Source organism: Streptomyces sp. NRRL B-24572 (genome assembly GCF_002156145.1).
In the GTDB taxonomy this organism is placed as follows: domain Bacteria; phylum Actinomycetota; class Actinomycetes; order Streptomycetales; family Streptomycetaceae; genus Streptomyces; species Streptomyces vietnamensis.
In genome coordinates this window covers 1-13,059 of the sequence record NZ_MWIG01000435.1, presented here as the reverse complement: position 1 = coordinate 13,059, position 13,059 = coordinate 1, and the positions used below count along the sequence as shown (strand labels likewise).

Here is a 13,059-nt window from a genome sequence, read left to right as displayed (position 1 = left end):
GGACTTTTTCAAAGGAACCTCGGCCATCCGGAGATGGACGGGGTATCAACTAATCTGGCGTTGATTTTTGGCACGCTGTTGAGTTCTCAAGGTGCGGACGCTTCCTTCGTTCCCGTTTCCAGGCCCTCCGGGCGCTTCCTTCGTTTCCGACTCTATCAGATCTTTCCGATCCGATTTCCTCGGTGCTTTCCGGTCCCTTTCGCTTTCGCTCCGGGCCCTTCCGGCGTTTTCGACTTTATCAGATTCATTTCGGCCGACCTAATCGGTGGCTTTCGTGATTCGAATAAGAATCGGGATGACTCCGTGGAATCGAATCCCCAACCGGAGTGAGTGAGACTCTACCCGGTCACTGCCGAACTGTCCAGTTCTAGGCAACCGTTTGAATCTACCTCCCCACGAGCCCCGTGTCAACGGGTTTCGCGAGCACCGGAGGAGACTAGCAGCTCAGGAGGGCCCGATGCACATCAGGCGGCGGTGGGGAGTGTGGCGCTGCGGTCGGGCTCCTCCAGGTCGCCGGTGTCGCCGGCTCGGGCGGCGCGGCCACCGAGGACGTAGACGTACGCGAGGAAGGTCAGCTCGGCGGCGATGCCGATGGTGATGCGGGCCCAGGTGGGGAGGCCCGAAGGGGTGACGAAGCCTTCTAGCAGGCCCGAGACGAAGAGGACCAGGGCCAGGCCGATCGCCATGCCGACGGCCGCGCGTCCCTGTTCCGCCAGGGCGGCTCGGCGGGTTCTGGGGCCCGGGTCGATGACGGTCCAGCCGAGGCGGAGGCCCGTGCCGGCGGCCACGAAGACGGCGGTCAGTTCGAGCAGGCCGTGGGGAAGGATCAGGCCCAGGAAGACGTCGAGGCGGCCGGCGGAGGACATCAGGCCGATGCCGACGCCCAGGTTCAGCATGTTCATGAAGAGGATCCAGAGGACCGGGATCCCGAGGAACGCGCCCAGGACCAGGCACATGGCCGCGGCCTGGGCGTTGTTCGTCCAGACCTGGGCGGCGAAGGAGGCCGCCGGGTGGCTGGAGTAGTACGTCTCGTATTGGCCGCCCGGGCGGGTCATCTCGCGGAGGTCGGTGGAGGCTCCGATCGAGGCCTGGACCTCCGGGTGCGTACCGATCCACCAGCCGAGGAGCGCCGCCAGCAGGGTGGAGAGGACTGCCGTGGGGATCCACCAGTGGCGGGAGCGGTAGACCGCGGCGGGGAAGCCGGCCGTGAGGAAGCGGACCGCGTCGCGCCAGGAGGAGCGGCGGGTGCCGGTGACGGTGGCGCGGGCGCGGGCCACGAGCTGGGTGAGCCGGGCCGTGAGCATGGGGTCCGGGGTGCTCGACTGGACGATCGAGAGGTGGGTGGCCGTGCGCTGGTACAGCGCGACGAGTTCGTCGGCCTCGGCGCCGGTGAGCTTGCCGGTGTGGGAGGCGGCGGTCCTGGCCCCGGTCTCGGTGCGGCCGACCTTCACGGCGACGACGGGCACGCCCTCGCGCGCGGCCCGGTCGGCGGCGAGGAGGAAGGAACGGCCGTCCTTGAGCCCCTCGACGTAGCAGGCGATGGCCCCGACCTCGGGCCGCCCGGCGAAGTACGAGAGGAAGTCGGCGGTCTCCAGGTCGGCCTCGTTGCCCGTGGGAGCCCAGTGGGAGAGGCGGACGCCGAGCTCCTGGAGGGTGAAGACGGGCCGCCCCTGGTGGCCGGACTGGGTGATGAGGGCGACGGCGGGGCCTTCGAGGTCGTCGCGGAAGCGCTCGAAGGCGTTGAGGTTGGTGTTGGGGCCGAGGAGGCGGAGCCCGGAGCGGCGCACGGCGGCGGCGAGCCGCTCCTGCGCCGCGGCGCCGGCCTCCCCGGTCTCGGCGAAGCCGGAGGCGAAGGCGACGGCGAACTTCACCTTGGTCTCGGCGAGTTCCTCGATCACGGGCAGCGGGTCGGCGACGAGGAGGACGGCGAGGTCGACGGGTTCGGCGAGCGCGCGGACGGACGGCACGCAGTCGATCCCGAACACGCTCGTACGGGTCGGGTGCACGGGCACGAGCCGGGCGCCGACCCGCTCGGCCCAGGCGAGCAGCTGCCGCGTGATGCCGGTGTTGGGCCGGCCCTCGGCGTCGGAGGCACCGACGACCGCGACGGACTCGGGCCGGAAGAACCGGTCGAGGTCGGGGACCGGCAGGTGCAGCGGCCGTCCGCTGACGTCCAGGTCACCGGCGACGGCGGTGACGCCGTGCACGGCGTCCCTGGGCGCCTCTCCGCAGGCGACCACGCGGGCGCGGAGATCGATGGTGAAGGTGCCGTGAGTCGATCCGAGCATCGTTCCGCTCCACCCTTCCGCCCATGACTGATGAACTGACGCTCAGTCAGATTACAGAACTGACGAGTAGTCAGGAATAGGCGTGCGGTGAGGAGTCGCACGGGCCGGCTTCCCGTCGGTCTCCCGTCGTCGGTTTTCCGTCGACTTCCCGTCGGTCCCCTGGCGACTTCCCGTCGGTCCCCTGGCGGCTTCTCGGTGGTCTCCTGGCGGCTTCCCGTCAGTCCCCCGTCGGCTTCCCGTCTGTCTCCCGGCGGCCTCGGCGAGGGGTGGTCTTGGCGCTCCGTGCGATCCGCCGCGCGATCCGCTCCGCGTCCCTCGCCAGTTCCCTCAGCATCCCGCTGATCGGGTTCGTGAACCCCGTGAAGTACAGCCCCGGCGTCTCGCGCGGGCTCCGTGCCCCGTGCGTCACCGGCAGCCCGCGCCCGTCGAGCACGTCCAGGTGCCCGAGGAGCGGCTCCAGGGCGCGCCGGTAGCCGGTCGCCGCGATCACCGCGTCCGGGGCGATCCGGCTTCCGTCCGCGAGGACCACCTCGCCGTCCTCGAAGGCCTCCACGGCCGCGACGACCTCGACCTTCCCGGCCCGTACGGCGTCGATCAGGCCGACGTCCTGCACCGGGATCGCGCCCTCCCGCTGCCGGGTGGCGAGGCCCTTGGCCGGCCGGGGCAGCCCGTGCGCCGTGAGGTCGGGCACGGCGAACCGGGCGGACAGCGCGCCCAGCCGGTCGACCAGCGCCACCGGCAGCCGCCGCACCAGGATGCCGGAGCGCTGGGCGGGCCAGCCGAGGGTCGTGCGGCGCACGATGTGCGGGACGGTCCGCACCGCGAGCCGCACCCGGGTCGCGCCGCCCCCGGCGAGGTCGGCGGCTATCTCGGCGCCGGTGTTGCCGACGCCGACGACGAGGACGTCCTTCCCCTCGTACGGTCCGGGGTTCCGGTACGCGCACGCGTGGACCAGCTTCTCCCCGTACTCGTGGAGGCCGGGCCATGCGGGCAGGTGCGGGGTGTGGTTGTAGCCGGTGGCCACCACCACCGCGCGCCCGGTGAGCAGGCGTCCGCCGGTGGCGTGCAGGATCCAGTCCTCGCCCGCCCGCTCGATCCGGTGGACCTCGACCCCGGTCACGACCTCCAGCTCGTGCTTCTCCGCGTACGTCTCCAGGTAGCGGACGACGTCGGCGCGGGCGACCCAGCGGCCGAACGAGCGGGGCATCTTGAGTCCGGGGAGGGCGGAGAGCCGCCGGGTGGTGTGCAGCCGCAGCCGGTCGTAGTGCGCGCGCCAGGAGGCGCCGACGGCGTCGGACTTCTCCAGGACGACGGCCCGGACGCCCCGCGCGCGCAGGGCGGCGGCGACGGCGAGCCCGCCGGGTCCGCCGCCGATGACGTACACGGGGTGGACGGGAGGTGCGGGGGGTGTGGTGACCATGAATGCTGAGCGTAATGACGTGTACACGCGGTGGGTCTCGGTCAAGAGGGATTTCGGTTGCGAATCGGTCACGTGTGGCGGCGCGTGTGGCGGCGGTCACGGCGCTCCCGCCCCTTGCGGCGGAGTGCCGGTCTGCGCTGAACTGACGTACCGTCAGATCCAGTTCCTGGGAGGGTCCGCATGCAGACCGTCTGGCTCACCGGCGCCGAATGGCTCGCCGTCCTCCGCATCGGCCTCGGCCTGTGGTGGCTGGAGAGCTGGCGGCACAAGGACAAGAAGGGCTGGTTCGAGCGCGGCACCGGCATCGCCTGGGCGGCCGACGTCGCCGGCAAGCACAGGTGGGCGGCCGTGAAGAACGGCTTCGACACCGTCGTCGCCCCGCGCCCCAAGCTCATGGCGTACGTCGTCGTCTACGCCGAACTCGCCCTCGGCCTCGGCCTGGTCACCGGCCTCCTCACCCCCGTCGCCCTCGTCGGCGGCCTCCTCCTCAACCTCCTCTACCTCGTCCTGATGATCCACGACTGGGCCGAGCAGGGGCAGAACGCGATGATGGCGCTCATCTCCCTCGTCGCGCTCCTCGCCGTCTCCTGGCAGACCTGGTCCCTCGACTCCGCGATCGGACTCTTCACATGACGGCCACCCCGGCGAACCTCCCGGACATCGACGCCTTCACCCGCCCCTACTGGGACGCCGCCGCCGAAGGACACCTGCTGCTCCGGCACTGCGCCGCCTGCGACCGCGCACACCACTACCCGCGCGAGTTCTGCCCGTACTGCTGGAGCGAGGACGTCCGCTGGGAGCGGGCGAGCGGCCGCGCGACCCTCTACACCTGGTCGGTCGTCCACCGGAACGACCTCCCGCCCTTCGGTGACCGCGTCCCGTACGTCGCTGCCGTCGTCGACCTCGCCGAGGGCCCGCGGATGATGACGGAGGTCGTGGGCGTGGCGGAGGGCGACCTGCGGATCGGGATGGAGCTGCGGGTCGCCTTCCGCGAAGACGGGGACGTCGCCGTCCCCGTCTTCGAAGCGGCATCAGAGCGCTGAGATGTTCCGCCAGAGCTGGGTGGCGCCGGAACCGCAGGCGTAGTCCATCGCGAACGAGCCGGCCGTCAGGCACTGCCCGTCACTCATGTTCTTGAAGGTCCGGCCGGAGGACGAGGAGGAGACGACCTTCCAGGACTGAAGGCTCGCTCCGTTGCAGGCGGCGGTCGTGACCGTGGTGTTGCCCGCGGGCTGGAGGCAGTGGCCGGACTTCTTGTTGATCAGCCGGAAGGTGCCGTTCGCGCCGGACGCGTAGGTCCAGGAGAACCAGTAGGTGGTGCCGTTGCTGCCCTGGGAGCCGCACTCGGCCGTGGTGACGAGGTTGCCGAAGCCCGCGTTGTACTCCGCCAGGCAGTTGCCGGTGTTCGCGTTCTCCAGGGAGTACGTGCCCGAGGGCGCCGAGCCGCCGGAGGACGGCGGACGCGTCGTGGGCTGGGTGGTGGGCGGCGGGGCGGGCTGCTGGGTCGTCGACCCGCTTCCGCCGGAGGAGCCGGAACCGGAGGTGGACCCGGAGGTGGACCCGGAGGTGGACCCGGACCCGGAGCCTCCGGAGGTGGAGCCCGATCCCGAGCCGGAGCCGCCGGAGGTGGTGGTGTTCGATCCGCCCCCGCCGGTGACGGACCCGCCGCCGGTGACGGATCCGCCCGCGTCGCCGCCACCGGTGGCGGGCGGGACCGGGGCGCCGGGCGACGGCTTCCCCGACGCCTTCCCCGAGGGCTTCGCCGACGGCTTGGCGGAGGGCTCGGCCGAAGGCTTCGCCGTCCCGCTCGACGGCGGTACGGAGGCGGGCTGCGAGGCCACCGAGGACGGGGACGCCTCCGGAGAGGCGCCCAGCTTGCCCACGTACGGGCTGAGGGCGACGGTCAGGGTGGTGCCGGTCGCCACGACGACGGGCACGGCGAGCATGACGTACTTGTTGCGGCGCCACCGCGGCGTGCTCGGGACGGCCTGTCCGGTGACGGCCAGCGGGTCGGGAGAGCCGGTCGCGGGCTCCTGCGGGACCTGAGGGGCCTGCGGGGTCAGCGAGGCCGTCGCCACGTCCCGCGTAGGGTCGGTCCGCTCCAGCTCTTCGAGCTGCTCGGCGGTCGGCGCCCCGGCGGCGAAGGCCGCCCGCTCGGCGATCCGCTCGGCGACGGCCGCCGGCCAGACGGCGCCCGCCGCGTGCTCCTCGGTGAGCCCGACGAGCTCGTCGGCCGTCGGCCGGTCCGCCGGATCCTTCGCGAGACACTTGCGTACGAGCTCCGCCAGCTCGGGATCGCCCTCCGTGAGCCGCCCGAAGTCGGGCTCGCCGTGGACGACCCGGTAGAGCAGGTCGGGCCCGGAGCCGTCACCGAACGGAGGCCGCCCGTTCGCCGCGTACAGCAGCAGACTGCCCAGGGCGAACACATCGGCCGCGCCGGTCAGCTGCCGGTCGGCGACGGCCTGCTCGGGAGCCATGTAGGCGGGGGTGCCGATGACCATGCCGGTCTTGGTCAGCCGGCTCTGGTCGGCCGCGCGGGCCACGCCGAAGTCGATGAGCGAGAGGCCGCCGCCGGTCAGCATCACGTTGGACGGCTTGAGGTCGCGGTGCACCATGTCGGCGCCGTGCACCACCCGCAGCCCGGCCGCCGCCTCCCGGAGCAGCCGCCACAGGGCGCCGCCGGCCAGCGGGCCGGCGTTGAGCCGGATGGCCTCGTTGAGGGTGATGCCGGGAATGAACTCGGTCGCGAACCACGGCGGCTTCGCCGTGCGGTCGCTCGCGAGGAGCTTGGTGTTGGCCCCGGCGGGCAGCCGGGCCAGGTTGTCGAGCTCGTGCCCGAAGTGGCTGAGGAAGTCGGCGTCCTCGGCGAGCACGGGAAGCACCCGCTTCACCGCCGCGAACGTCCCGGGGACGGCGCCGAGATAGACCCGGCCCATCCCGCCGGACCCGAGCACACCGAGCAGTCTGAACGCCCCGATCTGCCGGGGGTCGCCCGACTCGAGGGGCATTGCCCCGCTGCCGCTCAAACTGTCCGAAGTGGAGTGGTCTTCCGGTTCCCCCTGCATGGGCCACACAGTAGCCGAGCGGGTTTGCAACCTGAACGGAGCTCAAGTTCTTGTTGTGTAACGGTGGTTGAGGGGGAGGGATGGTCTCCCTTGTCCGGCCGCGGAGGCTCCGGGAAAACCCGTTGGTGGACCGCGGCGACCCCTGCTACGTTTCCGGTGACCGTGCGAGAGATCCAGGAGGTGGTACCCGTGAACACATCAACGACATGGGTGCTCCTCTCTGAGGTCACGGTCGGGCGATAGGCAGGTCGTCCGGGAGCGCCGTTTCGCGAGCACTCCCGAAAGGCACGACCATGCACTTCACTTCTGAGCAGCGTCTCGACGACGGCGTCGTCGAGCGCGAATTCACCCTCGGCGACATCCCCGGCATCCTGTGGACGCCCGCGCCCGCGCCCGAATCCGTACCGGCTTCCGCATCCGTACCGGCTTCCGCATCCGCGCCCGCATCCGTATCCGCGTCCGAGCCGGCGCCGCTGATCCTGATCAGCCCCCCGCCGCTCGGCCTGCGCAAGGTGTACCCCCGCCTCGCGGGGCGGGCCCGGTACTACGCGACGCGGTACGGCTTCGCCGCAGCCACCATCGAGCTCCCCGGGAGCGGCGACCGGCCCCGTCTGGCCGAGCTCGACCAGGCCCGCGCCGACCTGCGCCGGGCGATGGAGGCCGGCGAGCCGGTCACCGACGAGATCATCGGTGCCCTCGTCCTCCCGCTCGTCGAAAGGGCGGTCCCGGAATGGCGGACCGCCCTGGACGCCCTCCTCGCGCTGCCCGGGCTCGGCGGCCCGGTCGGGTACGAGGGGGGAGTGATCTCCATCGGCGTCCGGCTCGCGACGGTCGAGCCGCGCATCGCGGCCGCCTGTCTCTACGCCGGAAGTCTCATCCCCCGCGTCGTCTTCGAGGAGGCCCGCCAGGTCGGCATCCCGCTGCAGGTCCTGCTGCAGTGGGACGACGAGGGCAACGACCGGCAGGCGTCCCTGAACCTGTACGACGCCTTCGGCTCCAAGGAGAAGACCCTGCACGCCAACATGGGCGGGCACACCGGCGTCCCGCAGTACGAGCTCGACGCCGGAGCCCGGTTCTTCGCCCGGCACCTGAAGTAGGACCGGGCCCACCCTGACCGGGCCCACCCCGAGAGCCGTGACCGTGCGCTACGGCGACGCCCAAGGCGCCGACAGCAAATCGGCGACGCTGCGCCGGTCGCGGCCCTCCGGCGGCTCCCCGGCCGCCTTCCCCACCGCGACCATCGACACGATCGCCCACCCCGGGTTCGGGTCCAGCTCCTTCGTGAGCCCCTCCATGTCGAAGGCCCGGAACTGGTGGGAGGCAAGGCCCAGCGCCTCCGCCTGGAGGGTCATGTGGGCGATGGCCTGCCCGAGGTCGTAGTCCGCGAACTCGGAGTACTGCAGCTCCGTGTCGTCCACGTGGCGCCGCGTCGACGTGACGACGAGCAGCCCCGCGTCCGTCGCCCACCGGGCCGAGCTGGGCGCGAGGTGCCGGACCACCCGCTCGTGGTCCGGCTCACCGGGCCGGGCCGCGAGGAAGCCCCACGGCTGGGAGTTCCCGGCGGACGGCGCCCATCGCGCGGCTTCGAGCAGCAGGCCCAGGGACGCGTCGTCGACGGCGGCCGACGGGTCGAACCGGTACGGGCTGAACCGTCCGGCGAGCAGGGGATGTATGCCGCCGCCGGACTGTTCCTGATCACGTCGCATGTCCCGCTGCAACCCGATCACCACACGGACGTATTCCAACCGCGGCACTAGTACCCGACGGCCTCGCGGAGAAGCAGCACGGTGCCGCGCCCCGGGTGGGGTTCCGCGTTGAGGACGAGCAGGCGGTTGACGGCGCTGTCCATCCCGTACACCGCCTGGCAGCGGGCGTTCTCCAGCGGGAGGACGTGCTCCTCGATGCGGCGCAGGGCCGCGCCCAGGTCGGGCACCACCTTCTGCGCGCCGACGATCCACACCACGCGGGCCGCGCCGCCCGCGTTGGCGGGGAGCTGGCTGCCGCTGCCCGAGGCGAGCACGAGCGCACCGGTCTCGGTGACGGCGGCGACGCTGTTCACGACGAAGTCGGGGCAGGAGGCAAGGCTTCGGATCTCGTCGGCGCCGGTGGCACGGTCGATCGACAGGATGCGAGGCCTGACGGCGTCGTACTGGCCGCCGGCGTTGATGTCCTCGTCGATGCCGGACAGCCGGAGCGTCTCGCTGGCTCCGGTGAGCACGCTGGAACCCTCGGGGATCAGCTCCTTGACGCGGGTACGCGCTTCGGCGGCGTCGTCGAGGATCTCGGCGGCGAAACCGTTGGCGCGCAGCGCGGCGGCCACCCGCTCAAGGCGTTCGTCCGCCGCCGGGGCGCCCCAGGCGGCCTCCTGCTCCGCGCGGGGCGCCCCGCCCGCCAGCGGGGAGGTGTCGAGGTACCTGACCTCGTACACCCGCTCGGCGAACCTCCAGCCTTCCTCGGTCCGCCGGTAGCGGTCGTGGTAGACGGCGAAGTTCTGCCCCTGGCGTCCGTCGAGGGTGCGCGCGAGCTCGTGCATGTACGCCCGGCCGGTCGCGGTGTCGCCGTCGATCCTGATCGCGCCGGGGTGCGTGTTCTGCACGAAGAAGTCCCACTGGGCCTGCAGCCGCTCGCCCCCGGCGAGGATCTCCTCGCGGCCGACCAGCTCGACGGGGATGTTGGGCATGCGCAGGACACCGTCCGGGGTGAACAGCGCCGCCATGCGGGGCCGGTCGCGCATCATCGCCGCGTCGGTGAACTCGCCGCGCAGTGCCTCGATCTCGACGCGGTCCGCGATGGCCTGGAAGTCGTTCATCGAAGTTCCCTCTCGGTCTCGTCATCGCCTTCACCGTGACGACAGGACAGCGCCCCGGAATGTGAGGCGGGTGTCGGCCTCACATTCCGATGCGCTGTCCTGTCGTAAGGGAAAGACACACGCGAGCGAGGGAGAAGGCGGACCATGACCACGGGAGCCGAGATCATGAGCGAGCGGCGACGGCTGATCAACCTCGGCTATCGGCTCCTGGGCTCTCTCGCGGACGCCGAGGACGTCGTGCAGGAGACCTACGCCCGCTGGTACGCCCTGTCCGCACGCGAGCAGCAGGCCATCGAGTCGCCGGGCGCCTGGCTGATGACGGTCGCCGGCCGCATCTGCCTGAACCTGCTCGGCTCGGCGCGGGTCAGGAGGGAGACGTACGTGGGCGACTGGATTCCGGAACCGCTGCCCGAACCCACGGAGTACGCCACCGGGCGCGCCGACGGGACCGACCCTGCGGACCGGGTCACCCTCGACGAGTCGGTGACGATGGCCTTCCTGGTGGTCCTGGACGCGATGACCCCGGCCGAGCGCGTCGCGTTCGTGCTGCACGACGTCTTCCGCTATCCCTTCGGCGAGGTGGCGGAGATCGTGGGCCGCAGTCCGGCGGCATGCCGCCAACTGGCCTCGTCGGCCCGCCGGCGCGTCCGTACGGCGCAGAGCCCGGCGGCCCCGAGTGCTGCAGGGCAGGCGGGCATCGTCAGGCGGTTCAAGACGGCATGGGAGGCCAAGGACATCGACGCCCTGGTCGGCCTGCTCGACCCCGACGCCGTCGCGACGGCCGACGGCGGCGGGATCGCCGTCACCCACCTGCGCCCGCTCGTGGGCGCCGAGCGCATCGCGCAGGGCTACGCCGAGATCGCCCGCCTGGCCGGCGACCGCACCACGTTCGTGGAACGCACGGTCAACGGCCTGCCCGGCCTGGTGGCGTGGCAGGACGGCGTCCTCGTGACCGTGTTCGCGTTCGAGACCGCGGGGGACCGGATCAGGCGCATCTGGGCGGTGCGGAACCCGGAGAAGCTGCGCCCCTGGCGGATCGGCTGAGGATCGTTTGCCGGGGGATCGCCCGCGTCCGTGACCGCGAACCCTGACGGAAGGGGGCGGCGCCCGCCCGCCTACGCTGCTGTCGGCGGCCAACTCGGCCGTTGGTCAGGGGATTCAGGGGGACGAGTGCAGAGGGACGACACGGCCGAGGTGTTCCAGCCGCTGCAGGCGGACGATCCGCCCCTGGTGGCGGGGTACCGCCTCGCCGCCCGGCTCGGCGCGGGCGGCATGGGCCGGGTCTATCTGTCGCACACACCGGGCGGCCGACCGGTGGCGATCAAGGTCGTACGTCCGGAGCTGGCCGACACCCCGGCCTTCCGGCACCGGTTCCGCCGGGAGATCACGGCAGCCCAGCGGGTCCGGGGCGCGTACACGGCCGAACTGATCGACGCCGACGCGGACGGCGTACCGCCCTGGCTGGCGACGCTGTACGTGCCCGGGCCGTCCCTGGCCGAGGCCGTCGCCCGGCGCGGACCGCTGCCGGTGCCGGCCGTGCTGTGGCTGATGGCGGGTGTCGCCGAGGCGCTGCAAGCCATCCACGGTGTGGGAATCGTGCACCGGGACCTGAAACCGTCGAACGTGCTGCTGGCCGCCGACGGGCCGCGGGTGATCGACTTCGGCATCTCGCTCGCCGCGGACACCACCTCGCACACGACAACGGGCACCGCTGTCGGCACGCCCTCGTACATGGCCCCCGAGCAGGCGTCCGCAGGCGAACTCACGGCGGCGACGGACGTTTTCGCGCTCGGTCAGACGGCGGCCTTCGCGGCACTGGGGGAGCCGCTGTACGGCGACGGTCCCCTGGTCAGCGTGCTGTACCGCATCGTGCACTCCGAACCCGACCTGTCCCGCCTTCCCGCACAGCTCCGCCCGCTGATCGCCCGATGCCTGGCCGCCGATCCGGAGGACCGGGCCACCCCGGCGGAGGTCGTCGAGTGGTGCCGGCAACGACTTGGCCGGGACGCCGACGCGGGCGGAGGTCCGGCCGTCTGGCGGGAGGTCACGGGGCCGGAGTTCACGGTTCCGGCTCCGGTCCCCGACCCCACCCCGGTGCACACCATGCCGCTGGTACCGCAGGCGTGGCCGTGGCCGACGGGACCGCAGCCGACGGAGCAGGACGAGCGGCGGCCCCGTCGGCGACGCACCGCGCTCGTCACGGCCGCCGCCGTCACGGCGGGAGCGCTCCTCCTGACGGGCCTGACCTGGACGATCACGGACGCCATGGACCGGATCCGCGACCGTGCGGCGGCGTCCGCGGCCGAGACGCCCGGTCCGACGCCGTCGTCCTCGGCTTCGGAGGACGGCGTCCGCCGGACACCGGGGACGTCGCGCCCCTCCACGACCGCGCCCGAGGCGCCCCGAGCCGTCGCGTACCCCTTCCAGATGCTGACCGAGAAGAACTCCTTGGACATCAAGGAGCCGGTCGAGCGCAAGGACCGCAAGGGGGACATCCGCCTCGTCTGCAAGCAGACCTGTGCTCTGGAGAGCGGCACCAGTCTGATGAGCATGCACGTCGGCAAGCCGGGGGCCTCCCTCGACGCGTGCCGTACCGCCCTCGCCGTCGCTCCGAGCCACCGTCTCACGCTGACCCTGGCGGCGGCGGGCAGCGAGATCTGCGTCAAGCACCCTTCCGGAGACATCGCACTGTTCGTCGTCCAGGTGAAGTCGACCGCCCTGCCGGACAGCGGGGTCAACTTCGTGACCGGGGACCTGACCGTCTGGCGTTAGGCGAGCGCGCCCAGAACGTGCGGCGCCGCCTCTGCGAGGGTCGGGAAGTGGCGGTGGGCGTCGGGGTGCGGGGCGGGGGTGTTGACGGTCCAGACGGTCATCCCGGCGTCGAGCCCCGACCGGACCCCGGAGGGCGCGTCCTCGATCACGAGGCACTCCGCCGGGTCCGCGCCCAGCTTCTCGGCGGCGGTGAGGTACGGGACGGGCGACGGCTTCCCCTCGGCGACGGAGGCGGCGTCGACGACGAGCCCGGGCAGGGGGAGCCCGGTCCGCTCGAACCGCCCCCGCACCCGGTGCTCGTAGTTCGACGTGACGAGCGCCCACCGGTCGGCGGGGAGACCGGCGAGCAGTTCCGCCGCCCCCTCGAAGGCCGCGTAGTCGCCCGTACGGACGTCCTCGTCCTCCAGCGCGTGCAGGAGGGCGAGGCACTCGTCCGGGTCGGCGCCGGGGACGACTTCCGCGAAGGTCTCCACGGGCCGCGTCCGCAGCGCCGTGGCGTACACCTCGGCACCGTCGAGCCCGTACCGCGCGGCCCAGGCGTGCCAGACGCGGCGCTGGTTCTCGACGGCGTCCATGAGGGTGCCGTCGACGTCGAAGAGAACGAACTTTATGGAGGTCACGCCCGGGATGCTACGTCCAGGAAGGTGGCCCAGGAGGCGGGGGAGACGGCGAGCTGGGGGCCGTGGGGGTTCTTGGAGTCGCGGA

At 72.1% G+C, this 13,059-nt stretch carries 11 protein-coding genes and 1 pseudogene; 5 read left to right on the top strand and 7 right to left on the bottom strand.

Features of this window, described 5'->3' with window-relative positions:
- Positions 1-635 precede the first annotated feature (635 nt).
- Both CCN56_RS45610 and CCN56_RS25055 read right to left on the bottom strand, forming a co-directional pair.
- Positions 636-2,288 (bottom strand): annotated as a pseudogene (locus tag CCN56_RS45610) (stage II sporulation protein M); the annotation flags it as partial.
- Between the two features lie 217 nt (positions 2,289-2,505).
- On the bottom strand, positions 2,506-3,708 hold the full coding sequence (locus CCN56_RS25055) for an NAD(P)/FAD-dependent oxidoreductase (protein WP_086830203.1): 1,203 nt from the start codon (positions 3,706-3,708) through the stop codon (positions 2,506-2,508).
- Positions 3,709-3,888: 180 nt separating this feature from the next.
- Between CCN56_RS25055 and CCN56_RS25050 the strand changes: the two genes are divergently transcribed.
- On the top strand, positions 3,889-4,341 hold the full coding sequence (locus tag CCN56_RS25050) for a DoxX family membrane protein (RefSeq protein ID WP_086830201.1): 453 nt from the start codon (positions 3,889-3,891) through the stop codon (positions 4,339-4,341).
- Positions 4,338-4,751 (top strand): Zn-ribbon domain-containing OB-fold protein, encoded by a 414-nt coding sequence (locus tag CCN56_RS25045; RefSeq protein ID WP_086830199.1) that lies wholly within the window; start codon positions 4,338-4,340, stop codon positions 4,749-4,751. Before CCN56_RS25050 ends, CCN56_RS25045 begins: the two co-directional genes overlap by 4 nt.
- Here the strand turns inward: CCN56_RS25045 and CCN56_RS25040 are convergent.
- The gene (locus CCN56_RS25040; RefSeq protein WP_086830197.1) at positions 4,740-6,716 is read right to left on the bottom strand and encodes a serine/threonine-protein kinase; all 1,977 of its coding nucleotides are present in this window, start codon (positions 6,714-6,716) and stop codon (positions 4,740-4,742) included. The genes CCN56_RS25045 and CCN56_RS25040 overlap by 12 nt on opposite strands.
- A 350-nt stretch (positions 6,717-7,066) precedes the next feature.
- Here CCN56_RS25040 and CCN56_RS25035 point away from each other — a divergent pair, with 350 nt between their 5' ends.
- Complete coding sequence (locus tag CCN56_RS25035; RefSeq protein ID WP_086830195.1) at positions 7,067-7,870, top strand: alpha/beta hydrolase; 804 nt, start codon at positions 7,067-7,069, stop codon at positions 7,868-7,870.
- 48 nt (positions 7,871-7,918) lie between these two features.
- Here CCN56_RS25035 and CCN56_RS25030 read toward each other — a convergent pair whose 3' ends face one another.
- Positions 7,919-8,479 carry a nitroreductase family protein gene (locus tag CCN56_RS25030; RefSeq protein ID WP_086830207.1) on the bottom strand — a complete coding sequence of 187 codons (561 nt, stop codon included), beginning with the start codon at positions 8,477-8,479 and terminating at the stop codon, positions 7,919-7,921.
- Between the two features lie 47 nt (positions 8,480-8,526).
- On the bottom strand, positions 8,527-9,582 hold the full coding sequence (locus CCN56_RS25025) for an LUD domain-containing protein (protein WP_086830193.1): 1,056 nt from the start codon (positions 9,580-9,582) through the stop codon (positions 8,527-8,529).
- Between the two features lie 144 nt (positions 9,583-9,726).
- On the opposite strand from CCN56_RS25025, the gene sigJ reads away from it, so the two are divergent.
- Together sigJ and CCN56_RS25015 are read left to right on the top strand one after the other, a co-directional pair.
- Positions 9,727-10,626, top strand: a complete 900-nt coding sequence (gene sigJ, locus CCN56_RS25020) for an RNA polymerase sigma factor SigJ (protein ID WP_086830191.1) — start codon at positions 9,727-9,729, stop codon at positions 10,624-10,626.
- A gap of 126 nt (positions 10,627-10,752) precedes the next feature.
- A complete protein-coding gene (locus CCN56_RS25015) occupies positions 10,753-12,354 on the top strand; it encodes a serine/threonine-protein kinase (protein WP_086830190.1) in 1,602 nt (533 codons plus the stop codon).
- Here the strand turns inward: CCN56_RS25015 and CCN56_RS25010 are convergent.
- Both CCN56_RS25010 and CCN56_RS45915 read right to left on the bottom strand, forming a co-directional pair.
- A complete protein-coding gene (locus CCN56_RS25010) occupies positions 12,351-12,974 on the bottom strand; it encodes an HAD family phosphatase (RefSeq protein WP_086830188.1) in 624 nt (207 codons plus the stop codon). The two genes, CCN56_RS25015 and CCN56_RS25010, sit on opposite strands and share 4 nt — an antisense overlap.
- Positions 12,971-13,059 (bottom strand): DUF397 domain-containing protein (locus tag CCN56_RS45915; RefSeq protein ID WP_143664617.1); only part of this gene is annotated, 89 nt, incomplete at its 5' end. The genes CCN56_RS45915 and CCN56_RS25010, both read right to left, overlap by 4 nt.